We start from the raw sequence: 23,210 nt of genomic DNA on the forward strand, positions 1-23,210 counted from the left end.
GGCGCCGTTGCGCGTTGCTCTCGCTGGGAGCGACAAACGGCGCATCTGGCGCCGTTTGCGCTTATGCCGATGCCTTGATCTTCAGGCTGTCGAGATAGGCCGACGGATTGGCCGGATCGAAGGTCTTGCCGTCGAAGAAGGTCTCGACGCCGCGCGACGACGATGCCGGAATATCAGCAGCGGCGACGCCGAGGTCCTTTGCCGCCTCGCGCCACAGATCCTCGCGGTTGACCTGGTCGACCAGCGCCTTGATGTCGGTGGTCGGCGCGAACTTGCCCCAGCGGATGTTTTCGGCGAGGAACCAGCTGTCATGGCTCTTGAACGGATAGGACACGCCGTCCTTCCAGAACTTCATGTAGAGGTCGGTGCCGCTGGCGACGCGGCCGTTGCCATAGTTGATGTCGCCCTTGAGGCGGCCGATGATGTCGGCGGTCGGCACGTTCATCCACTGCCGCTTGCCGATGATGGCGGCCATCTCGTCCTTGTTCTCCTTGGCCTCGCACCACTGCTGGGCTTCCATGACGGCCATCAGGATCGCCTTGGTGGCGTTCGGGTATTTCTCGATGAAGGCGGCGCGCAGGCCGAGTGCCTTTTCCGGATGACCCTTCCACAATTCGCCCGTGGTGGCGGCGGTGAAGCCGACGCCCTGATGGACGAGCTGCTCGTTCCACGGCTCGCCGACGCAGAACACGTCCATGTTGCCGACCTTCATGTTGGCCACCATCTGCGGCGGCGGCACGACGATGGTCGAGACGTCCTTGTCGGGATCGATGCCGCCTGCGGCCAGCCAGTAGCGCAGCCACAGGTCATGCGTGCCGCCCGGGAAGGTCATGGCGGCTTTCACTTCCTTGCCCTCGGCCTTCTTGGCGGCGAAGGCCTCCTTCAGCTTGGAGGCGTCGAGGCCGACGCCGGTCGCGGCATATTCCTGCGCGACCGAGATGCCCTGGCAGTCGTAGTTGAGCCGCGCCACGATCGCCATCGGCAGCGGCTGGTTGTTCTGCGTCACCTTGCCGGTGTGCATCAGGTAAGGCATCGGCGTCAGTATGTGGGCGCCGTCGATGCCGTTGGCCTCGCCGCCGAGCATCAGATTGTCACGCGTCGCGCCCCAGGAGGCCTGCTTCAGCACCTCGACATCGGGCATGCCGAACTTGGCGAACAGACCCTTTTCCTTGGCGATCATAAGCGGGGCGGCATCGGTCAGCGCGATGAAGCCGAGCTTGGCGCCGTTCACTTCCGGAGCGGACGGCGCCGCATAGGCGCCGGAGGGCAGCAGCGCACGCGCCGCCGCCAGGGTTGCCGCGGTGGCAGCACTTGCCATCAGGAAATTGCGGCGGGTCATGCCCTCGAGAGGGGCTTCGGTCTTGATGCGTTTCGTCATCGTCATCTCCGGTTGGGCGCCGCTTGGGATCGGCGCCGTCGATTGCGTGTTCGGTCAAAACAAAAAAGCCGCCGGCCAGGTTCTTCGCGCCCGAGAGACCGGGATCGAATTTCACCTGAGCGGCAGCTTTGCCTGTGGCGCCCGCCATTGGACGCCTGTTCCGTGACCCTAGAAGAGCCTGCCTATGACCAAGCAGGAACCGTGCCAGTTTCGATCTGGACCGAAAATATCAATAAAATCAGTGCTGCATGCCGATTGCGAACACGCCGGGCCGCAAATCAAACAGGCCAAAGATTGTTCATTAGCACCATTGCACGCACAATTTTTGTGCAATGCACAAGAATGGCGCGAAAATGATCAGGCCTCGGCACGGACCGATTTCTGGCCGGCAATGTAGGCATCGATCTGGTCGGGATCGAAGATCTGGCCGTCGAAGAAACCGTCCGGGCCAAGCACCAGGCTTGCCCCTGCCGAACCGACCGGCGTCGAGGCCTTCAGCGCGCCCTCAACCTTGGCATTGGCGCCGGGCAACGCCACGCCGAGCGGCTTCAGCGCCGAGCGGTAGAGGTCCGGCCGATAACAATCCCTGGCGATGGCGAGGTTCCCCGGCGTGTGCGCGACATGCTCCCAGCGTACCATTTGCGTGTAGAACCACAGCGCGTGGCTCTTCCAGGGAAAATTCGCCGCCTTGTCGAAAGGCACGAAGAAATCGTCGATCGCCTGCTCCGCACCGCCGCCCAGATTGAGATGCCCAGTCAGGATCGGCATTTGCACTGCCGGCGGCAGGCCGAGGAAGCCGGGCTGCGCCATCAGCGCGGCCAGTTGCTGGTGGTTGGCCGGGTCCTGGCACCAGCGGGCCGAATGATGCAGCGCGCGCAGCAAAGCCGCCAGCGCCTCCGGGTGCTCCTGCGCCCACGCCTTGCGCACGCCGATCACTTTTTCCGGGCTGTTGCGCCACAGCAGCGCCTTGACGGTGACGATATGGCCGGTGCCGGCGGCGACCGAGGCGCTGTTCCAGGGTTCGCCGACGCAGTAGCCGTCAATGCGGCCGGCGGCCAGCGCATCGGCCATGAAGGGCGGCGGCACGATGACGATCTCGATCTCGTGCGTGGGATCGATGCCGCAGGCGGCGAGCCAATAGCGCAGCTCGTAATTGTGCCCGGAATGCGGATGCACAACGGCAAAGCGCAGCGGATCGCGGCCGGCCCCTGCCCGCTCCCGGATCAGCGCGCGGAGCGCTGCACCCGCGCGCGCCGGTTCGAGATCTGGCTCGGCGCCATGCGCCGCCATGCCTTGCCAGACGGCGTTAGAGACGGTGACGCAATTGCCCCCCAAGCCCAGCGAGAACGGCACGATGGTCTCGGAGGCAAGCGGCGTCAGGCCGAGATTGCAGGCCAGCGGCATCGGCCCCAGCATGTGCGCCAGATGGAAATGGCCGATGGCGATGCGGTCGCGGATGTTGGCCCAGGAGGTCTCGCGGTGCAGCGTCAGCTCGATGCCTTCGCGCGCGGCAAAGCCCATCTCGCCGGCCGCGACCAGCACGGCGCTGTCGAAGAGCGGCATGAAGCCGGCGGTGATCTGGTGCGCAGCAGTCATGCCTATTCGTCCTCCGAGAGCAACCCGGCGGCCGTCACCAGGCTCTGGGCGATGTCGCTGATCTTGCGGTTCTGGTTCATCGCCGTCTTGCGCAGCAGCGTGTAGGCCGCCTCCTCGCTCAAACCGCGCGACTTCATCAAAATGCCCTTGGCGCGATCGATGACCTTGCGGCTCTCCAATTCGCTGCGCGCCTCCTCCAGCTCGCGCGCCATGCGCGAGAAGGCATTGAAGCGGCTGACCGCCATGTCGAGGATCGGCTTGACGCGCTCCTGTCTCAGACCATCGACGACATAGGCCGACACGCCGGCATCGACCGCCGCCTCGATCGAGGCCTGGTCGGAGCGGTCGACAAACATGGCGATCGGCCGCTTAACCGCGCGCGACAGCTGGAACATGTTTTCCAGCATGTCGCGGTTCGGGTTTTCGAGATCGATGACGATGACATCAGGCTCGATCTCGCCAATGCGCCGCGCGATGCCGGCGACGTCATGGATGACAGTGACCCGCTCATGGCCGGCCTCACGCAAGCCGGCCTCGATGATCGAGGCACGGATGCGGTTTTCGTCGATCACCAGAACGGCGAGTGAGGAGCGGACCATGGCTCCAATATCGCCAAGCGGGGGAATTGTGCAATGCGGCATGGAGATGGCGGCGCAGCCGCTTTGCTGCGAATGCGCGCTGCACTGACGATGTCCTGCTTAACGACAATCCGTTTTGGTCGACAACGAGGGCCGTGGCGGAGATGTTGACCCCCTCCTAAATATGTGTCCACTTCGTAACGAAGCGGACGCTAGCGGGTTATCTTGGCGCTGGTCAGAAACGGGCAAGCGGCAAAGGGTGAGGAATGCCAAACGTCAATCCTGACGTCTTACGATGGGCTCGCGAAACCGCTGGGCTCGATCTAGACGAGGCGGCCAAAAAGCTCGGAATAAATGACACACGAGCCATCGCCGGCCCTGATCGTCTTGCTGCGTTAGAAAAAGGGGATGGCGAACCCTCCCGCCCCTTGCTCTTGAAGATGGCGCAGCACTACCGCCGTCCTCTTCTTGCATTTTACCTTCCCGCACCGCCGCGGCGGGCTGAGCGAGGCGAAGATTTCCGAACGCTACCCGAAGAGTACGGGCAAAGAGACGCCGCGCTTGTAGATGCTCTGTTGCGTGACTTGAGGGCAAGGCAGGAGATGGTCCGATCCCTGCTTGAGGTCGAGGATGAGGCGAGAGAACTGCCATTTGTGGGCAGCTTCGATATGAGCGGCGGTTCGAAGGCGTTGAGTGAAGTAATCACCCAGGCCCTTGGCTTTGACATCACCCAATTTAGGCGCGGGGGTCGCAACGAAGCTTTTGCTTATCTTAGAGAACTCGCCGAGAAGATCGGCGTGTTTGTATTGCTAATTGGCAATCTCGGAAGCCACCACAGCACTCTGGACGTTGAGCTTTTCCGAGGGGTTGCGCTGGCCGATCCTGTAACACCCTTTGTTGTCATAAATGATCAGGACAGTGAGGCGGCTTGGTCCTTCACGCTGCTCCACGAGCTTGCACACGTCTGGATTGGTCGCACTGGCATTAGTGGCGCTAACCCATCCACGGCGATCGAAGTTTTCTGCAACGACGTGGCAGGCCAAGTTCTCATGCCTGACGGCGAGGCATTGCGTGAAGATGCTCTGCGAGGGGCCTCTTCCGACCAGGTAATCGTGAGAATAAGGCAGCTTGCAGACGTTTGGCAGGTGAGCCATTCCGCCGTCGCCTACAAGCTGTTTCGAGAGGGAATCATATCCCGCGATATATGGGCCGAAGTCAGCGGCATATTTCGGAGACAATGGCTTCAGAATCGGGCGGCGGCACGAGAGCGCAATAAGGATATTGAAGGCGGCCCGGACTATTATGTCGTCCGAAGGCACCGGCTCGGCAACCGCCTGGTAGGTTTGTCTCGGCGGATGCTAGCAGAAGGTGCCCTCTCACCATCGATGGCCGGCCGAATTCTAGGAGTAAAACCGACCAATGTTTACGCATTGACGGGCGCACCATCCGTTGGTGCCTCCGGACGTGCAGCTTGAGGGGGCGACAATTTGCCAATGTCTTGATTACCGCTAAAAATTCATACTACGCATTCGACCGCGTTCCCGAGTTTTGGGAGTGGCTCTTGCACTGGGCGGAGCGAGGCGCAATCAAAATGCCAGTGGAAATCGTCGAAGAAATTGTCGGCGGGTCCGATGATTTGGCCCAGTGGCTTGGTGACAAAGACAATCGAAAGGCGTTGTGCCTCGAAGAGGACGTTAACGTTGCGCGGGTCCAGGAAGTTCTCGCCAACGCCTATGCCGCTGACCTCACAGACGCCGAGATCATTAAGATCGGACGTGACCCATTCCTGATTGCACACGCTTTATTCGCCCCGGACGTTCGAACAGTCGTTACCACCGAAGTCTCGAAACCAACGACCCAGCGGGCAAATCGCAGAATTCCCGACGTGTGCGATCAAATGCGCGTCAGATGGTGCGACAGCTTCACCCTAGTGCGAGATCTAAACTTCTCGACCAAATGGCGTGACCGCCTCTAGAAGCGGGCTCTGGCGCGTGGTCGAGATTGAGGCGTGCCCTACTCCGCCGCCTCGTACCCGGCGATGCCCTTGATCTCGAGGAAATCCTCCAGCCCGTATTCGGCGTATTCGCGGCCGTTGCCGGATTGCTTGTAGCCGCCGAAGGGCAGGCCGGCGTCCCAGGTCGGGTATTTGATGTAGACGTTGCCGGTGCGCATGCGGGCTGCGACTTCGCGGGCTTTCTGGATGTCCTTGGCCTGGATGTAGGAGGCCAGGCCGTAGACGGTGTCGTTGGCGGTGTGAAGCACCGGCCGCCTGCATCAGCCTGTCAACCGCTTGCTCATATAGACGGTTATCCCGTTCATGAATTCCTCTTCCCGGTCGATCGTGTAGCCTTGCTTGCGATAGAGCAGCACGTTGGCTTCGAACGCGCCATTGGTCAGCAGGCGAAGCTCGGCGCAACCGGCTTCGACGGCCCTGCGCTCGGCGCAGTCGAGCAGCAGCCGGCCAATGCCCCTGCCCTGCGCGTCAGGCGCGACGGCAACATTCTCGATCCAGAGGTGGTCGTCATGCCGCATGGTTTCGATCAAGCCGACGATCTCGCCCTTCTCGATGGCAAGGTCGAACTGATGCTCGCGGACGGCCCTGTCGTAGTCGGCGCGCATCGGCAAGGGCTCGCGGCCTATCACCGGCACCCATCTGGCATAGGCGGCGCGCACGATGTCCCGGATGGCGGCGGCTTCCGCCGGCTCGGCCAGCCGAAATTGGATGGTAGGGTCAAATGTCATTCAAGTGCTCCAAATGCAAAAAACCCGCCGATCCGTTTTGGATGGGCGGGGCTGGGGACGAACAGACCGGATTGTCGACTAGCCGGCCTCTATCTTCGCGCAATCAGCTTGCCGCTCGTGAGAACGGCGGCGTCGCTTCGAGTTTGCGGGAAAGGCGAACATGGCGGCAAGCTGGAGCAGAAACGGCGAAGCGTCAAGCCGTCTGCCGAGGCGGATAGAGGCAGTTGCGAAGCCCTATCATCCGCAGTCAATTCGACGGCCTCGCAATCGTTCGTAAAAATCGATCATTGTGATGCGAATAATTCGTTGGAAAGATCGGTAATGGAATGGCATTCCACTGGCGAATTCGTCTGGAGAATTTCCTTGTCTTTCCTGTCGACCACCGCGAACGATCTTCCAATCGTACATGAAGCCGCCGTTGAAACGCGCACAGGCGCGACGGCGGTCAATTGGGCCGGCGTGGTGCCCGGCATCGTGCTGGTGGCGATGATCACCAGCGTCGCCTACTCGGCCCGCAGCGTTTCAGGCTTCGCACTGTTCAGCCCGATGATCCTGGCCGTGGTCGCCGGCATGATCTATTCCAACGTGCTGGGCACGCCGGCGCATGCCAAGGCCGGCATCGCCTTTTCGCAGCGCCGTCTGTTGCGCTTCGCCATCGTGCTGCTCGGCTTCCAGTTGACGCTCGGCCAAGTGGCGGCGATCGGTGCCGGCGGCGTCGGCATCGTAGCAGTCACGCTTGGCGCCACCTTCGTCTTCACCGTCACGCTCGGCCGGCTGCTCGGCGTCGACCGCAAGCTGGCGCAGCTGATCGCCGCCGGCACCTCGATCTGCGGCGCCTCGGCCATTGTCGCCACCAACATCGTAACGGACGCGCGCGACGAAGACGTCACCTACGCCGTTGCCGCCATCACGCTGTTCGGCACCGTTGCCATGCTCGGCTTTCCGCTGCTGGCGCCGGTCTTCGGCCTCGACCAGCACGCGTTCGGCCTGTGGGCGGGCGCCTCGATCCACGAGGTGGCGCAGGTGATCGGCGCCGGCTTCCAGAATGGCACGCAGGCCGGCGAGACCGCAACCGTCGCCAAGCTGACCCGCGTCGCCATGCTGGCGCCGATGGTGCTCGCGCTCGGCCTGATGGCGCGCCGCGGCAGCGCCGATCCGTCGGCGGCGAAGGCGCCCATGCCGTGGTTCGTCGTGGCGTTCATCGCGGTGGTGGCGCTGAACAGCATGGTCGCAATGCCTGCCGAAATCCATTCGGCGATCGCTTTGGCCACCCAGATCATGCTGACCATGGGGCTCGCCGCCGTGGGCCTTCAGGCCGATATCTCGCAGCTTCGCTCGCGCGGCCTGCGCCCGCTGATGCTGGCCCTCTTCGCCTTCCTGTTCGTCGGCGGCTTTAGCCTGATGCTGGTGAAGTTCGTTTAGGGCATGTTGAGATTCAGGTCAGGCCGGGCTCTGCTGAATATCAATATGCCCTAGTCCTCGAAGGAGCTCGCCGCTACATAGATCGCCGCGAGCTGTTCGATGCCGGCCTGATCTTCCTTGTCGAAGCGGCCGGGCGTCGGGCTGTCGAGATCGAGCACGCCGAAGACGCCGTCATTGTCCCTGAGCAGCACGACCAGTTCCGAGCGCGAGGCCGCGTCGCAGGCGATGTGGCCGGGAAAATCGTGCACGTCCTTGACCAGCATCGACATATCCAAATCGACGGCGGTGCCGCAGACACCCTTGCCGACCGCGATGCGCACGCAGGCCGGCTTGCCTTGGAAGGGGCCGAGCACCAGTTCCTCGTCGGATGCCAGGAAATAGAAGCCGGCCCAGTTGAGATCGGGCACCATCTGGAAGATCAGGGCGGCGGTGTTGGCGGCGTTGGCGATCGAGTCGCGCTCGCCCTCCAGCAGCGCCTTCAGCTGGGTGGCGAGATCGCGATAGAACGCTACCTTGTCGCTGCTGTCGATGGTTTTTGCCGCAAACATGGTCGCTTGTCTCCGTTGCCAGCGGCTGGATACGCCCGCTACAGTTCCGTTCTCTGCCACCAATGATGCGCCTGGGAAATACACAATCGTGAGTGCCCCCCTCGCCAACCGAAAACGTGAGCGTGCGCAGCCGGCGGCGGCCGAAGCCCCCCTCACCTTCGCCGTGCTGGTCTTCCCCGGCTTCCCGATGATGGCGTTCAGTTCGCTGATCGAGCCGCTGCGTGCGGCCAATGTGCTGGCCAAGAAGGAATGCTATCGCTGGGTGATCGTCGGCGCCGGCAAGGGTCCGGTCGAAGCCTCGAACGGCGTCGTCATCCAGCCGGGCTTTTTTGCCGGCGATGCACCGAAGGTCGACCGCATCGTCGTCTGCTCCGGCGGCGATGCCGACCATCTCGTCGCCGACGAGGCGGTGAGCTGGATCCGCAAGAGCCTCAGGGGCGGCGCCGATATTGGTGCCGTGGCGGATGCGGCGTTTTTCCTCGCCCGCGCCGGCCTTCTCGACGGCCATGCCTGCACGTTGCACTGGACCAGCCAGGCGGCCTTCACCGAAGCGTTTCCGGACATCGAGCTGAGACGCGATCTCTATGTCATCGACCGCAAGCGGTTTACGTCGGCCGGCGGCGTCGGCAGCCTCGACATGATGCTGGGGATCATCACCCGCGACTATGGCGCCGAGCTCGCCGCCGGCGTTGCCGAATGGTTCGTGCACAGCCCGCTGCGCTCTAGCGTCGACCGCAAGCTGATGCCGCTCAGGCTGCGCACCGGCGTCCAGAACGAGCTGGTGCTGTCGGCCATCGCCATCATGGAGGATGCGGTGGAGGATCGGCTTGGCATGGCGGAGCTGGCGACACGCCTTGGCGTTTCGCCGGACAAGCTCGAGCGCAATTTCCGCACCGAGCTCAGCATTTCGCCCAATGGCTACTATCGGCGGCTCAGGCTGAAGCGCGCCGCCGATCTGCTGGCGCATTCGACGCTGATGGTGCGCGACGTGGCGCTGGCCTGCGGCTTTGCTTCGATGTCGAGCTTTGCCCGGGCGTTTCGCGAGGAACATGGGCATGCGCCGAAGGCGGTGCGGCGGCATTAGGGTGCGGCATCCGGCACGACATTTGCGGGATTCGGCACAGCCTTTGCATGACGCTTGGCCCATCTTCGCCGCTTCAGGAGGCACCCATGAGCATCGTCGTTTTCGACCCCGACAGCACCGAGGACGTGGACTTCAAGGACCGCATGCGCCACCCAGCGGCGGCCGATCCGGCCGGCGGCATGTGGCTTTCGGACACCGAGCCGTCCTTCATCGATGCGGATGCGTTGCGCAAGGGGCGGCTGGCCAAGCTGCGCGCCTGGATGCGCGAGGCCGGCTATGGCGGCGTCGTTTTGTTCGACCCCTACAACCAGCGCTACGCCACCGGTTCGCGCAACATGTTCGGCTATTTCCTGCGCAATTCGACCCGCTATTTCTTCATCCCGACCGAAGGGCCGATCGTGCTGTTCGAATATCCGCAGAGCTACCATGTCTCCATGGTGCTCGACACGATCGACGAGGCGCGGCCTTCCAAGCTGGTGTGGTCGTCGGTGTCGGGCCGCGACGACGAGACCGCCGGCCCGTTCGCCGACGAGATCGCCGAGCTCCTGAAAAAGCACGGCGGCGGCTCGATGAAGCTCGGCCTCGATCGCTGCGGCCATCTGCAAGCGCTGGCGCTTGAAAAGCGCGGCTGCGAGGTCAGGGATTGCCAGGGCGAAATCTTGGCGGTGCGCGCGGTGAAGACGCCGGAGGAAGTGAAATGCCTGCAGGTGTCGATGGCCGGCGCCGAGGCTGCCGTGTCAGCCGTGCGCGAGGCAATAAAACCCGGCGTTTCCGAAAACGACCTCTTCGCCATCATGTACCATGAGGTGATCCGGCAGGGCGGCGAGTTCATCGAAACCCGCCTGCTCACTTCGGGCCAGCGCACCAATCCGTGGTTCAACGAGGCGAGCGGCCGCAAGATCAGGCCGGGCGAGCTCTTGGCGCTCGATACCGACACGATCGGCTGCTACGGCTATTATTCCGACTTCTCGCGCACCTTCCGCTGCGGGCCGGGCAGACCGACCGACTATCAGAAATCGCTCTACCGCATGGCGCATGACCAGGTTCAGCACAACATTTCGATCGTCAAGCCTGGCATGGCGTTTCGCGAGATCGCCGAAAAGGCGTGGAAGATCCCGGACCGTTTCATCGACCAGCGTTATACGTCGGTGATGCACGGCGTCGGCATGCATGGCGAGACGCCGTTCATCGCGCATGCCATGGATTACGAGACCTATGGCCGCGACGGCATCATCGTGCCCGGCATGGTGGTCAGCGTCGAAAGCTATATCGGCGAGAAAGGCGGCCGCGAGGGCGTCAAGCTGGAGGACGAGATCCTGATCACCGAGACCGGCACCGAGCTTCTGTCGCGCTTCCCCTATGAGGATGATTTCCTTGACAGGCACGTTTGAATGAAGCGCCCGATCTCGATCAGCAGAGGCACTGTGGCGGCGATGTTCATCGATCTCCAGGAGGAGCATCGCCAGGACAAGCGCTATCTGGTCGAAGGGTTCGGCGACATACTCGCCAACGTCCAGCGTCTGCAAGAAGCAGCGCGGCGCAATTTCGTGCCGCTCTACCACTGGGCCTATATCGTCGATCTCGCCAAGGCACGACCGTTCCATCCGGTCGATGCCGATGGCAAGTCGGCCTTCTCCGACAAGGACGATCCGCTGACCGCGATCTGCCCGGAAGTGGCGCCGGCTGCCGGCGAGACGATGCTGATCAAGACCGAGGCCAGCGCCTTCGGCAAGGGAAATTTCGCCGACCGGCTCAAGGCCGCCGGCATCGAATGGCTGGTGATTGCCGGCGTGTGGACCGAGGCCTGCATCGACGCCACCGTCAGGGACGCTGTGGCGCTCGGCTTCCGCGTGCTGCTGGTCAAGGACGCCTGCGGCAGCGCCAGTGCCGCCATGCACCAGACCGCCATCCTCAACCTCGCCAACCGGCTCTATGGCGGCGCCGTCGCCAACACCCTGGATGCCTGCCGGCTGTTGTCGGGCGATGCGGTCGGCGTCTGGCAGGTCGAGGGTTCGGTGCCGCTGCGCTTCACCTATGAGAACGCGGCCGGGCTCTACGACGACCTCTGACCCAGGGATCGGATGCGATGGGCACGGTCCACCACATGACCAAGCGCGGGAAATACGCAAGGCGGCTCGATCCGGCTTTGTGGGTCTATATCGACCGGGTCAACGAATGGTATCCGCCCGAAATCGCCGAGCTGCCGATCGCCGAGCAAAGGGCGGTCTATGACGCGATGTGCCGGGCCTTCCACCAGGGCCATCCGTCGGGTGTCTCGGCCGATGACGGCCTAGTCACCACCGCCGATCACGACATTCCCGTCCGGCACTACCAGCTCGCCGGCAAGGCGCCGCAGGCGATCGTCGTCTACTATCATGGCGGCGGCTTCGTGCTTGGCGGGCTGGACAGCCATGACGACATCTGCGCCGAGATCTGCGCAGCCACCGGGTTCGAGGTGCTGTCGGCCGATTACCGTCTGGCGCCGGAACATCGCCATCCTGCCGCCTTCGACGACGCGCTGGCCGCGTTCGAATGGGCGGCCGCGACGAGCGCCCTGCCGATCGTGCTGTGCGGCGAGAGCGCCGGCGGCACTCTGGCCGCCGCGGTCGCGCATGCGACGCGCCGCCACCCGCGCCGCGCGGCCGGACAGGTGTTGATCTATCCCGATCTCGGCGGCGACGGGACCGGCCGCTCCTATGTCGAGCATGCCGAGGCGCCGCTGCTTTCGCTCGGCGATATCGATTTCTATCGCCGCATCCGCTCCGTACCGGGACAATCGCCCGACGATCCGACCTTTTCGCCGCTCAAGGACAGTGATTTCTCCGGCCTGCCGCCGACATTCATCATTACGGCCGAATGCGATCCGCTGTCGTCGGACGGCGAGGCCTATCGCGACCGCATCGTTGCCGCCGGCGGCTCGGCCTGGTGGCAGGAAGAGCCGCGCCTCGTGCACAGTTTTTTGCGCGCCCGCAAGAGCGTGCCGCGCGCCGGCGAGGCTTTTCTGGATATCCTCTCGGCCATCGCTTCCGTCACCATGCTGGGCAAGAACAACCAGCCGTCCTGAGCGCCATCTCGTTGTCTCGCCGCGCTCGCAACCGTTGCGGAACAGCGCACAAGAACTGCGGAAAAGCGAACATTTCCCTGCGTAAGCCCGCCCTATCATCGCCTGAGGCAATGGCGCTCCGGTGAACCGCATCCTCCCACGCGTCTGGCGGCAAACCGGAGCGACTTGGTTTTTCGTGCATGTCGTTGCCCAAAACCGCAGCGCACCCTCGGGTCAGGCCCGAGGGCATGCTTTTGGCGACATGCACCAACAGGAGGGAACGACGATGAAGTTCATGCTGACCGACCGAAAGCTGCACCCGCGCGCAAAGCCGATCGCCGACGATTTCAAAAAGGGCGGCATGAACCGGCGCGAGTACCTCGCCCTGATGGCCGGGTTCGGCGTCAGCGCCGCCGGGGCGCTGGCGCTCGGCGGCCTTGCGCCCTCGCCCGCCCGCGCAGAGGAGCCAAAGCGCGGCGGCACCTTGCGCGTCGCCATGAACGTCAAGGGATTCAAGGATCCGCGCACCTTCGACGGCGTCGAAATGTCGAATGTCGCGCGCCACTGCAACGAATATCTGGTGCGCTGGAACACCAACTTCAGCTTCGAGCCGTGGCTGCTCGAAAGCTGGGAGACCAGCGACGACGCCAAGACGCTCACGCTGCATGTGCGCAAGGGCATCACCTGGTCGAACGGTGATACGTTCAACGCCGACGACGTCGTCCACAATCTGACGCGCTGGTGCGATGCCTCCGTCGCCGGCAATTCGGTCGCCGCGCGCATGGGCGCGCTGGTCAATGCCGACACCAAGAAGCCCGTCGACGGCGGCATCGAGAAGGTCGACGACTTTACGGTGAAACTCAATTTGCCCAAGCCCGACATCTCGCTGATCGCCGGCATGGCAGACTATCCGGCGCTGATCATGCACCGCTCTTATGAGGGCGACGGCGACCCGATGAAGGCGCTGGCGATCACCACCGGTCCTTGCGAGCTGGTGAAATGGGATGCCGAGACGAGTGCGGAGGTGCGGCGCAAGGACAAGCCGTGGTGGAAGGGCGAGTTCCATCTCGACGGCATCACATGGGTCGATTACGGCTCCGATCCCAACGCCATGCTGTCGGCCTTCGAATCCGGCGAGATCGACACCGACCACGAGACCGCCTCCGATGCCGTGTCGCAGACCGAAGACATGGGGCTTGAGAATTCCGAGATCGCCACCGGCTCGACCATCGTGGCGCGCTTCAATGTCGGCAATGCGCCCTATGACGACGTCAAGGTACGTCGCGCCGCCCAGCTTTCCGTCGACAATTCAGCCGTGCTGAAGCTCGGCATCGACGGTCGCGGCAAGCCTGCCGATAACCACCATGTCGGCCCGATGCACCCCGAATATGCCGATATCGGCCCGGCCAAGCGTGATCTGGATGAGGCAAAGAAGCTGCTTGCCGAGGCCGGCAAGGCCGACCACGAGTATGAGTTGATCTCGGTCGATGTCGAATGGCAAAAGAGTACCGGCGATGCGATCGCCGCGCAGATGCGCGAGGCAGGCTTGAAGATCAAGCGCACCGTGCTGCCGGCCGCGACCTTCTGGAACGACTGGAGCAAATACCCCTTCTCCTGCACGGAGTGGCTGGGACGGCCGCTCGGCGTCCAGGTGCTGGCGCTCGCCTACAAGTCAGGTGCGGCCTGGAACGAAAGTGCCTATGCCAACAAGGAGTTCGACGAACTGCTCGACAAGGCGCTGGCAATGCCCGACGCCAAGGCGCGCAAGGAGATCATGGCCAAGATCGAGCAGAATTTGCGTGACTCCGGCATCATCATCCAGCCCTACTGGCGCTCGGTCTATCGCACCTACCGCAAGGGCGTGCATGGCTGCGAGCAGCACCAGTCGCTCGAGCAGCATTTCGAGAAGGTCTGGCTGGAGAGCTGATCTGTTGATCTATTGTGGGCGCGTCAGGCGGTGGCTTGCCTGACGACGTCCGGAACCTGCGCGACCGACATCCGCTCGATGATGGTCGTCGGCAGGATAATCCTTTCGGGCGGCCGGTCATCGCCTTTCAGGCGGCGTATCAATAGCTCCGCCACGGATTTTCCCAGCGCATAGACTGGCTGGTCGATGACAGTGATGGGCGGCGTGGTCACGCTCGTCCAGTCGGCATCGTGGAAGGTGATCAGCGACATGTCCTGCGGAATGCGCAGGCCGCATTCCCGGATCGCCTTGAACAGTTCGAGGGCCACGACGCTGTCCGATGCGAGAATCGCCGTCGGCCGGTCTGGGCTCTGGAGCAATTCGTGCATCGCGGCCCGCGACGTCTCGGATCGCCCGGAGCCAAAATGGATGTTGCGTTCGGCTCGCTCTATGCCGGCTTCCCGGCAGGCATCGAGAAATCCTAGAATGCGCTCACGCACGGTGGACGTGTTGATCCTCGACTCGCCACCGCGAAAATCCCCCGACAATACCGCGGCGGTCATATAGGCGATCCTGGTATGCCCTGCCCGCGTCAGGATGCGGGTGGCGCGCAAGGCAGCATTGCGGTCATCGACGGTGACGGTGTCGACATCGAGGTCCGGCAGCGCCCGGTCGAGCAGCGCCAGGGGACAGGTGCCGCGCGCAATCTCCACGAGATGGGCGATTTCTCCGGATTGGGCGGGCGTGACGATCAGACCGTCAACCTGCTTTGCCATGAGAACGCGTATTGCATTCTTCTCGGCTTCGACCTGTTCGCCCGAATTGGCCAGGATGACGTTGATGCCCGACAGGCGCGCCGCGTCGCTGATGCCGCGCACCGCCAGCGAGAAGAACGGGTTCTCGATGTCGCCGACGACCACGCCGATACTGCCTGACCGTCCCGTCGTCATGCTGCGCGCCAATTCGTTTGGACGATAGTCGAGCGCCTTCGCCGCTTCGAGTACTGCGGCGCGCACCGTCTTGCTCACCCGGCCATAGCCACCCAGCACGCGCGCTGCAGTCGCTTTCGAGACCTTCGCCTGGCGGGCGACATCGCTGACGGTGATGGAGGGAGCCTTGGGCGGACGTTTCATTGTGGAAAAAATCGCTTCCGAATTCGTTGACGGATGGTCATTCCCGTGACTACAAATGTCAAGAGACCGGTCTCATTTACATTTGAGACCGGTCTCACAAGAAAAAGAGCGCCTGGAGGCGTCGCATCGCAAGCCGTATTGAAAATTGGCGCGTGTCCGCCGTGAAAGCAGCGCCCCCGCGGACCGATCTTCAGAGTGGAGAACAACCATGAGCATCAGAGGTCTTTTCACATCGAGCCCGCGGCAGCGCATCGGCTCCATGATCTTCGCCGTCACGCTGGCCGCCCTGTCCCTGCCCAAGGCCTGGGCCGCGGACAACCCGTATAATCTGATCGATGCCAAGACCATCAGTGTCGGCACAATGGGCGATGCAAAGCCCTATGCCTTCACGACCGCCGACGGCAAATTCACCGGCTTCGACCTCGAATTCTTCCTGAACGTGGTGGGGCGGATGGGATTCAAGGCGGATCAGGTGACCTTCACCGGCCAGGAATTCTCCGCGCTCATGCCCTCGGTCGCCAATGAACGTTTCGATGTCGCGGTCGCCGCCATCGGCACGACTGCCGAGCGGAAGAAGAACGTCGATTTCTCCGACGGCTACCTGGCCGGATACCTTTCGGTACTGACGTCTGACGCCAAGATCACCGGCGCCGAAGGCCTGGCCGGCAAGCGCCTCGGCGTCGTTCAGGGAACGCTGCAGGAGATCTATGCCGCGAAGAATTTCAAGGACACTGACCTGGTGAAATTCCCTGACAACAACTCCGCCATCGCCGCACTCAACAATGGCACGGTCGATGCGCACTTCCTCGACTATGAGGCGGCGAAACAGTATGGCGAGCGCTATCCGGCGTTGAAGGTCGCGATCAATATCCCCTCCTTCGATGCACCGGCCGGCTTTGTCGTTCGCAAGGGCAACGACGCCTTCCGTGAAGCGCTCAACAAGGGCATTCACGAAGCGATGCAGGACGGCACCTGGAGGGATCTCTACCAGAAATGGTTCCCCGGATCGCCGATGCCGGAGCAATATCTCCCCAAGAAGAACTGAGCCGCGTGAGGCCGCCGGCGCGAATGCCGGCGGCCTCAAACAGGCATGAGCGATCACGCGGTGGCTTTGCCGCCGCGCAAGGCAGGTTGGCAGATGAACTGGCTCGAGAACCTTCAGCGCAGCTTTTTCGACTGGGACGCGATGGCATCGGTCCTGCCGGCGCTGCTTGCCGTCGGGCTGAAAAACACCCTGATCCTCGCGGCGGCTTCCACCGTGCTCGGCATCCTCTTGGGCATGATCCTTGCGGTGATGGGCATTTCGCGCTCCGCCTGGCTGCGCATCCCGGCACGCATATACACCGACATCTTTCGCGGCCTGCCGGCCATTCTCACCATCCTGCTGATCGGCCAGGGGTTCGCACGCATCGGCCGGGACATCTTTGGCCCCTCCCCCTACCCGCTCGGCATCCTGGCGCTCAGCCTGATTGCCGGCGCCTATATTGGCGAAATCTTCCGCTCGGGCATCCAGAGCGTCGAAACCGGCCAGATGGAAGCGTGCCGCGCGCTCAGCATGAGCTACGGCCAGGGCATGCGACTGATCGTGATCCCACAGGGTGTGCGCCGCGTGCTCCCTGCTTTGGTCAACCAGTTCATCGGCAACGTCAAGGATTCCAGCCTCGTCTACTTTCTCGGCCTGCTGGCGTCCGAACGAGAGATTTTCCGCATCGGCCAGGACCAGGCGGTGGTCACCGGAAACCTGTCGCCACTACTTCTGGCCGGCATGTTTTATCTCATCATCACCGTGCCGCTGACCCATGTGGTCAACACCATCGACAATCGCCTGCGGCTCGGCAAGCAGAAGCCCGGCGGCGTTGTCAGCGGCCTTGTCGAGGTCGGCGAACTGGAGAACACAGCCGGCAAAACCTCAGCATTGCCCACAGCCGCGCCGTCGGCCGTCAAGGCCGGCAGCCTGGAGGTTCTCGATCTCGACATGGCCTATGGCGAGCTTCAGGTGCTCAAGCAGATCCGGCTCAAGGTCGAGCCGGGGGCGGTCACCTGCGTCATTGGACCTTCGGGCTCCGGAAAATCGACGCTGCTGCGCTGCCTCAACCGGCTGGTCGAGCCGAAGGCCGGCGACGTGCTGCTCGACGGCGAGAGCATCCTGGCGATGAGACCGGAGACGCTGCGCCGGCGCGTCGGCATGGTTTTTCAGCATTTCAATCTGTTCCCGAACCATACGGCACTCGAGAACGTCATGCTCGCCCTCACCAAGATCAAGGGCATGGCGACAGACCAAGCCAGGCGCCAGGCGGAAGCGCGCCTTGCCGAAGTGGGCCTCGCGGCGCGAAAGGACTACCGGCCGAGCCGCCTGTCAGGCGGTCAGCAGCAGCGCGTGGCGATCGCCCGCGCGCTGGCGATGGATCCCGAAGTCATCCTCTTCGACGAGGTGACGAGCGCGCTCGACCCCGAACTCGTCAAGGGCGTTCTCAACCTGATGGCCGATCTCGGCCGCCGCGGCATGACGATGATCGTCGTCACCCATGAGATGGGCTTTGCCCGCAAGGTGGCGGACCAGGTCGCCTTCATGGACGAAGGCCGTATCGTCGAGGTCGGACCACCGGCGGAGCTATTCGACAGGCCGAAGAGCCCGCGGCTCAGGCAATTCCTCGCTGAGGTCCTATGAACGATGCCGCCGCGCCAAGCTGGCCGGGCCAGGCGCAGGGCATGACCCCGAAAAACCACTCGTCCGACCATCGAAAGCTGCATTCATGACCCACAATCCTGCCCTCAAGGTCGCCGTCATCGGCGGCGGCATCTTCGGCGTCTCCACGGCCGTCCATCTCGCCCGCCTCGGCGTGGAGACGACGATCGTCAATGACGGCCCGCTCGCCAATGGCGCGTCGTGGCGCTCGCTCGCCTGGCTCAATTCGGCGCGAAAGCGTTCGGCCGCTTATCACAAGCTCCGCATGCAGGGCCTCGATCGCTACCGGAAACTGGCCGCCGGCAACGATTGCGGTGCCTGGCTGCGCTTCGATGGCGGCCTCACCTGGGATGCCGACAATGCTTCCAACCAGATCCCGGAAATCTCCCGTCATGAACAGGCGATCGGCTATGAAACGCGCCTGCTCGCGCCTGGCGATATCGCCGCTGTCACCCCGGGTGTCGATGCAAAGGCGGTTTCGCGTCAGGGTGCGATCTTCAATGCCGGCGAAGGATGGGTCGACCTGCCCTCGCTCATCGGCCTGCTGCTGAAGGAGTTTCGCGAACGCGGCGGCCATGTCATCACCGATGGGGGTTCCGCCGACGTCTCGCTTGCCAACGGCCGTGTCAGCGGCGTGAGGACGGCCTCCGGCCAAGTGGTCGATGCCGATGCTGTCGTGGTCGCGACAGGCTCGGCGGTGCCGGGCATGGCGGCGAAGGTCGGCAAACGCATAGGTGACGGCACGACACGCGCGCTGCTTGTCCTCACCAAGCCGCTGCAGCACCCGCTCCGGGCCGTGCTGAACACGCCGCTCGTCGCCATCCGGCCGACGCCCAACGGCGCCTTCGCGCTCGACTCGGCCTGGTCCGAAGATGAAGTAATCGTGGGCGACGACGGCACGTACGAGGCGAAGCTGTCGACCATTGCAGGATTGCTCGATGAAGCCTCCAAGGTGCTGGAGGGAAACCCGACGCTCGCGCTGGCAAGCTATCACACCGGGCCAAAACCAATCCCCTCCGATGGCGAGCCGGTGATCGGCCAATTGACCGGCATTCCGGGCTATCACGTCGTCTTCAGCCATAGCGGCGCGACGCTTGGCCTCGTCGCGGGAGAATTGCTGGCCGGAGAAATCGTCAGCGGGACGCCAAATTCGTTGCTTGAACCGTTTCGCCCTGGACGGTTTGACAGCTGAGCGGAAGCAAGCGCCCGCCGAATGCCATTTGCCATGCGCGAGAATTTTGGCACAGATTGCGCCTGACTGACCATCGGCGCGAGAAGCAATCAGGCATGGATCATTTCGACCTCGGCTCCTACCGGCGTCCCATCTCCACCCATTCGGCGGAGACGCAGCGCTGGTTCGATATCGGGCTGAACTGGTGCTACGGCTTCAATCACGAGGAAGGGATAAGATGTTTCGAGAAGGCGCTGGAAACGGACCCTGACTGCGCCTTCGTGCATTGGGGCATCGCCTATGCCGCCGGACCTTTCTACAATCTGACCTGGAAGGAGCATGGCGAGGCCGAGGCGAACAGGGCGACGAAACTCTGCTTTGATCACATCCAGCTTGCGCGCGCCAATACCGATCAGGCGAGCACGGTCGAAAGGCGGCTGATCGAGGCGCTGGCCTGCCGTTTCCAGAAACCGCACCGCGTGCCGCCAGCGGAATTCGAGCATTGGGACGACGCCTATGCCGCCAAGATGCGGACGGTCTACCGCGACTTTCCCAACGACCACGATGTGATGGCGCTCACCGTCGAGGCGCTGATGATGCGCACTGTGCGGCGTCTGTGGGACCTCAAGACCGGCAAGCCGGCGCCGAACTCGGACGTGCTGGAGGCGCTCGAGGTCTGCGAGCGGTCGATCAAACTCTCAGACGAACGCGGTGTCGCGCAGCATCCGGCGATCGTCCATCTGCACATCCATCTGCTGGAAATGTCGACCATACCTGAACGCGGCATGCGCTCAGCCGACCGGCTCGGCACGATGTGTCCCGATGCTGGCCACATGAACCATATGCCGGGGCATATCTATGTTCTATGCGGTGAATACGAGAAGGCAAAACTCGCCAGCGAAAAGGCGGTGCGCGCCAACGACCTCTATCTGGCCTATGCGCAGGAGACTTCCTATTACCTGCTCGGCTGCTGCCACGACCTGCACCTGATGATGTTTTCTTGCATGTTCCTCGGTCAGCACAAACCGGCCCTGTGGGCGGCCGACAAGGTGCGCAACCTGGTGACGCGCGAGGTCGTGAGCATCCCGGACCGGCCGAAGCTGACGCAGACCGTGGAAGGCTACCACGCCATGAAATCGCATGTACAAGTGCGCTTCGGCCGCTGGCAGGAGATCATCGACGAGCCGATGGTTGGAGAGCCGGAGCTCTATGTGCTGACCACGGCCATGCAGCACTACGCCAAGGGCGTCGCGCATGCGACTCTTCGGGATTTCAAGGCAGCCGAAGAGGAGCGCGAGCGCTTCCACCTTCACCTGAGCCACATACCGCCGGAGCGGCGTTTCCTCAGTAACCCGACCCTCGCCTCGCTCGCCGTCGGCGCTGCCCTGCTCGACGGCGAGTTCGCCTATCACCAGGGCCGGCACGAGGAGGCCTATGTCCATTTGCGGCGAGCGGTCGAGCTCGACGACAATCTCTCCTACACCGAACCCTGGGCGTGGATGCACCCGCCGCGCCATGCGCTGGCCGCGCTGCTTTTGGACCAGGGGCACGCTGAAGAGGCCGAGCAGGTCTACCGCGACGATCTCGGCCTGAGCGGCACCGTGCAGCGCTGTGCCCAGCATCCGGACAATGTCTGGGCGCTGCATGGGCTGGTCGAATGCCTGAAGCGGCGCGGCGACACTGACGAGCTGTCGCTGCTGCAGGCAAGGCTCGCCGCCGCGCTGGCCCGAACAGACGTGCCGATCACCTCGTCCTGCCTCTGCCGAACAAGCGTGCAGTCAGCGCATAGCTGCTGTCATTGAAGATGGCCTAAGCCACCTTCACCGGTGCCGCCGCTCTCAGCAGCATGCCGAACAGGTCGCGCGGCTCGTCGGGGTCGGCCAGCATATCGAGCTCCTGGTAGAGGCCAGTCGATGCGAGTTGATCGCGGACATAGCGCAGCGCCGAAAAATCCTCGATGGCGAAGCCGACGGAATCGAACAGGGTGATCTGGCCGGGCTCGTGCCGCCCTTTGGCCACGCCGGCAATGACCTGCCACAGCTCGGTCACCGGATGGTCGGCAGGAAGCTGCTGTATCTCGCCCTCGATGCGGGTCTGCGGCGGGTATTCGACGAAAATGTCTGAGCGCAGCAGGATGTCGCGGTGCAGCTCGGTCTTGCCGGGACAATCGCCACCGACCGCGTTGATGTGGACACCGGAGCCGACCATGTTGTCGGTGAGAATGGTGGCGTACTGCTTGTCGGCGGTGACGGTGGTGATGATCGGAGCGCCCTCGACTGCCTCTTGCGCGGTTCCGCAGGCCACCATATCGAAGCCGAGGCCGGCGAGATTGCGGATGCATTTTTCCGTCGCCGCGCGATCAATGTCGAAGAAGCGCAGCTTGCGCACTCCGAGCACGGCCTTGAAGGCCAGCGCCTGGAATTCGGCCTGGGCGCCGTTGCCGATCAGTGCCATGCAATCAGCATTGGGCGGCGCCAAGTGCTTTGCCGCCAGCGCCGACATCGCCGCCGTGCGCAGCGCCGTCAGTATGGTCATTTCCGACAGCAGCACCGGATAGCCATTGTGGACGTCGGCCAGCATGCCGAAAGCGGTCACCGTCTGGCGGCCCTCGCGCATGTTCTTGGGATGGCCGTTGACATATTTGAAGCCATAGACCTCGCCATCGCTGGTCGGCATCAGTTCGATGACGCCCTCGGCGCTGTGCGAGGCGACGCGCGGCGTCTTGTCGAAGGCCTCCCAGCGGCGGAAGTCGTCCTCGATGTAGCCAGCAAGCTCGGTAAGAAAACGCTCGACGCCGATCTTCAGCACCAGCTTCATCATGTGATCGACGCTGACGAAGGGAACGATGTTGAGATTGGGGATCATGGTCTCGCGTCCTCCCGCCTTTGCCGGCGGCAATCAGTCATTGCGCTGCGTATTATACGCCTTCTTCACGGAAGCGAGTGCAGGATCGCGCGCCTCGAGCGGCCAATCGCGGCGCTGGTGGCCACGAACAGGCGCGGCCTTCAGCCATGTTCGGGCTGAAGGCCAATGTGCAGGAGTTCATGATGTGGTGAGAACCCTCCCCGTCAGGAGAAGATCTCCGCCAGTTCGTCGACGCTGGTGCCTTCCTTGACCTGGCGCAGCTCGACATAGCTGACCGCGGCGGCGACCGACAGCAGCATCGACATCACGCTCTGCACCAGCCCGGCCACGATCGTAGCGATAGTGCCGTGAAACAGGTAGACAACCACGCCAACCGCCGCCTGGATGACCATGGCAATGATGATCAGGACCAGGAACAGGCCGAACAGCGACCAGCGGCTGCCCTTGGTCAGGGCGCGGCTGCGCGACATGGAGCCGAACACGCCGAGCCGTTCCTGGATCAGAACCGGCACCGAAACCGACCAGCCGAGCCACAGGATGATGCCGGGCACGATCAAGGCGATCATGGCCAGGCCCGACCCCAGAGCAACGAGGAAACCTATTGCCAGCGTCGGCAGCAGAAAGCGAATGGCGATCTGCAGGCAGTCGCCAAAGGTCGGACGCTTGCCGTTCAAATCCTCGATCGTGGCCTGCACAAGTGCTGACTGAAGCAGCAGCGCTAAAATGGAGCTTATGAAAATGGCGACAAACGTGACCCAGGAATTGCGGAGCGCGAAGGTGGGATCGGCCGCGGCGCCTGGATCGGCCTGCAGGATCGCTTGCATGCGCGATTCGGTCCACAGCTGGATAAGGATCGTCGGCAGGCCTGAAAACAGCAAAGCCAAACCCACGTAAAGTCCGATGTTGCGGCCAACAACGGCAAAGGTGTTGTTGAACACCCTGCCGACCTGAAATTTTTCGGGCCGTTCCAGTGTCGTCGAAGTCATGATGCACCCCCCGTGCTCACCGCCGCGTGTAGACTGGCGGACTCGATAGTAAATTTGCCAAGATTGAAGGTC

21 protein-coding genes and 1 pseudogene are annotated in these 23,210 nt (G+C 63.1%); 13 read left to right on the plus strand and 9 right to left on the minus strand.

Annotated elements, in window-relative coordinates; genetic code table 11:
* Nucleotides 1–61 precede the first annotated feature (61 nt).
* The gene (locus AC04SI_RS12510; protein WP_488474273.1) at nucleotides 62–1,378 is read right to left on the minus strand and encodes a CmpA/NrtA family ABC transporter substrate-binding protein; all 1,317 of its coding nucleotides are present in this window, start codon (nucleotides 1,376–1,378) and stop codon (nucleotides 62–64) included.
* Between AC04SI_RS12510 and AC04SI_RS12515 the strand changes: the two genes are divergently transcribed.
* A complete protein-coding gene (locus tag AC04SI_RS12515; RefSeq protein ID WP_404277588.1) occupies nucleotides 1,365–1,544 on the plus strand; it encodes a hypothetical protein in 180 nt (59 codons plus the stop codon). The two genes, AC04SI_RS12510 and AC04SI_RS12515, sit on opposite strands and share 14 nt — an antisense overlap.
* A 191-nt stretch (nucleotides 1,545–1,735) precedes the next feature.
* Here AC04SI_RS12515 and AC04SI_RS12520 read toward each other — a convergent pair whose 3' ends face one another.
* Both AC04SI_RS12520 and AC04SI_RS12525 read right to left on the minus strand, forming a co-directional pair.
* Complete coding sequence (locus tag AC04SI_RS12520) at nucleotides 1,736–2,974, minus strand: CmpA/NrtA family ABC transporter substrate-binding protein (protein ID WP_404277586.1); 1,239 nt, start codon at nucleotides 2,972–2,974, stop codon at nucleotides 1,736–1,738.
* A 2-nt stretch (nucleotides 2,975–2,976) separates the two neighbouring features.
* The gene (locus AC04SI_RS12525; RefSeq protein WP_404277584.1) at nucleotides 2,977–3,573 is read right to left on the minus strand and encodes an ANTAR domain-containing response regulator; all 597 of its coding nucleotides are present in this window, start codon (nucleotides 3,571–3,573) and stop codon (nucleotides 2,977–2,979) included.
* 245 nt (nucleotides 3,574–3,818) lie between these two features.
* On the opposite strand from AC04SI_RS12525, the gene AC04SI_RS12530 reads away from it, so the two are divergent.
* Entirely contained in the window at nucleotides 3,819–5,027 is a 1,209-nt protein-coding gene (locus tag AC04SI_RS12530; protein WP_404277582.1) for an ImmA/IrrE family metallo-endopeptidase, read from the plus strand.
* Nucleotides 5,028–5,050: 23 nt separating this feature from the next.
* Nucleotides 5,051–5,527 (plus strand): DUF4411 family protein, encoded by a 477-nt coding sequence (locus AC04SI_RS12535; protein WP_488474284.1) that lies wholly within the window; start codon nucleotides 5,051–5,053, stop codon nucleotides 5,525–5,527.
* A gap of 38 nt (nucleotides 5,528–5,565) precedes the next feature.
* Here AC04SI_RS12535 and AC04SI_RS12540 read toward each other — a convergent pair.
* Together AC04SI_RS12540 and AC04SI_RS12545 are read right to left on the minus strand one after the other, a co-directional pair.
* Nucleotides 5,566–5,814: pseudogene (locus AC04SI_RS12540) on the minus strand (aldehyde dehydrogenase family protein); the annotation flags it as partial.
* Between the two features lie 12 nt (nucleotides 5,815–5,826).
* Nucleotides 5,827–6,294, minus strand: a complete 468-nt coding sequence (locus tag AC04SI_RS12545; RefSeq protein WP_404277578.1) for a GNAT family N-acetyltransferase — start codon at nucleotides 6,292–6,294, stop codon at nucleotides 5,827–5,829.
* 321 nt (nucleotides 6,295–6,615) lie between these two features.
* Here AC04SI_RS12545 and AC04SI_RS12550 point away from each other — a divergent pair, with 321 nt between their 5' ends.
* Nucleotides 6,616–7,716, plus strand: coding sequence for a YeiH family protein (locus AC04SI_RS12550; protein WP_404277576.1), 1,101 nt, complete (start codon nucleotides 6,616–6,618; stop codon nucleotides 7,714–7,716).
* A gap of 50 nt (nucleotides 7,717–7,766) precedes the next feature.
* Here AC04SI_RS12550 and AC04SI_RS12555 read toward each other — a convergent pair whose 3' ends face one another.
* Entirely contained in the window at nucleotides 7,767–8,264 is a 498-nt protein-coding gene (locus tag AC04SI_RS12555) for a GAF domain-containing protein (protein WP_404277574.1), read from the minus strand.
* 88 nt (nucleotides 8,265–8,352) lie between these two features.
* Here AC04SI_RS12555 and AC04SI_RS12560 point away from each other — a divergent pair, with 88 nt between their 5' ends.
* From AC04SI_RS12560 to AC04SI_RS12580, 5 genes are all read left to right on the plus strand, one after another.
* The gene (locus AC04SI_RS12560) at nucleotides 8,353–9,348 is read left to right on the plus strand and encodes a GlxA family transcriptional regulator (protein ID WP_488474274.1); all 996 of its coding nucleotides are present in this window, start codon (nucleotides 8,353–8,355) and stop codon (nucleotides 9,346–9,348) included.
* Nucleotides 9,349–9,434: 86 nt separating this feature from the next.
* Entirely contained in the window at nucleotides 9,435–10,739 is a 1,305-nt protein-coding gene (locus AC04SI_RS12565) for a M24 family metallopeptidase (protein ID WP_404277570.1), read from the plus strand.
* A complete protein-coding gene (locus AC04SI_RS12570; protein WP_404277568.1) occupies nucleotides 10,740–11,417 on the plus strand; it encodes an isochorismatase family protein in 678 nt (225 codons plus the stop codon).
* A 17-nt stretch (nucleotides 11,418–11,434) separates the two neighbouring features.
* Nucleotides 11,435–12,412, plus strand: coding sequence for an alpha/beta hydrolase (locus AC04SI_RS12575; protein WP_488474275.1), 978 nt, complete (start codon nucleotides 11,435–11,437; stop codon nucleotides 12,410–12,412).
* 265 nt (nucleotides 12,413–12,677) lie between these two features.
* Nucleotides 12,678–14,318 carry an ABC transporter substrate-binding protein gene (locus AC04SI_RS12580; protein ID WP_404277564.1) on the plus strand — a complete coding sequence of 547 codons (1,641 nt, stop codon included), beginning with the start codon at nucleotides 12,678–12,680 and terminating at the stop codon, nucleotides 14,316–14,318.
* Between the two features lie 23 nt (nucleotides 14,319–14,341).
* Here AC04SI_RS12580 and AC04SI_RS12585 read toward each other — a convergent pair whose 3' ends face one another.
* Entirely contained in the window at nucleotides 14,342–15,430 is a 1,089-nt protein-coding gene (locus AC04SI_RS12585) for a LacI family DNA-binding transcriptional regulator (protein ID WP_404277562.1), read from the minus strand.
* A gap of 259 nt (nucleotides 15,431–15,689) precedes the next feature.
* Here AC04SI_RS12585 and AC04SI_RS12590 point away from each other — a divergent pair, with 259 nt between their 5' ends.
* The 4 genes from AC04SI_RS12590 to AC04SI_RS12605 all read left to right on the plus strand — a co-directional run bounded on the left by AC04SI_RS12590 (nucleotide 15,690) and on the right by AC04SI_RS12605 (nucleotide 21,089).
* Nucleotides 15,690–16,475, plus strand: a complete 786-nt coding sequence (locus tag AC04SI_RS12590) for an ABC transporter substrate-binding protein (RefSeq protein WP_404277946.1) — start codon at nucleotides 15,690–15,692, stop codon at nucleotides 16,473–16,475.
* Between the two features lie 93 nt (nucleotides 16,476–16,568).
* Entirely contained in the window at nucleotides 16,569–18,098 is a 1,530-nt protein-coding gene (locus AC04SI_RS12595) for an amino acid ABC transporter permease/ATP-binding protein (RefSeq protein WP_488474285.1), read from the plus strand.
* Between the two features lie 85 nt (nucleotides 18,099–18,183).
* Nucleotides 18,184–19,308: an NAD(P)/FAD-dependent oxidoreductase gene (locus AC04SI_RS12600; protein WP_488474276.1), complete on the plus strand. Its 1,125-nt coding sequence runs from the start codon at nucleotides 18,184–18,186 to the stop codon at nucleotides 19,306–19,308.
* A 95-nt stretch (nucleotides 19,309–19,403) separates the two neighbouring features.
* The gene (locus AC04SI_RS12605) at nucleotides 19,404–21,089 is read left to right on the plus strand and encodes a tetratricopeptide repeat protein (RefSeq protein ID WP_404277558.1); all 1,686 of its coding nucleotides are present in this window, start codon (nucleotides 19,404–19,406) and stop codon (nucleotides 21,087–21,089) included.
* Nucleotides 21,090–21,096: 7 nt separating this feature from the next.
* Here AC04SI_RS12605 and ocd read toward each other — a convergent pair whose 3' ends face one another.
* Nucleotides 21,097–22,152 carry an ornithine cyclodeaminase gene (gene ocd, locus AC04SI_RS12610; RefSeq protein WP_404277556.1) on the minus strand — a complete coding sequence of 352 codons (1,056 nt, stop codon included), beginning with the start codon at nucleotides 22,150–22,152 and terminating at the stop codon, nucleotides 21,097–21,099.
* 203 nt (nucleotides 22,153–22,355) lie between these two features.
* On the minus strand, nucleotides 22,356–23,138 hold the full coding sequence (locus AC04SI_RS12615) for a hypothetical protein (RefSeq protein ID WP_404277554.1): 783 nt from the start codon (nucleotides 23,136–23,138) through the stop codon (nucleotides 22,356–22,358).
* Nucleotides 23,139–23,210 lie beyond the last annotated feature (72 nt).

The organism is Mesorhizobium sp. CNPSo 4689, from assembly GCF_057784325.1.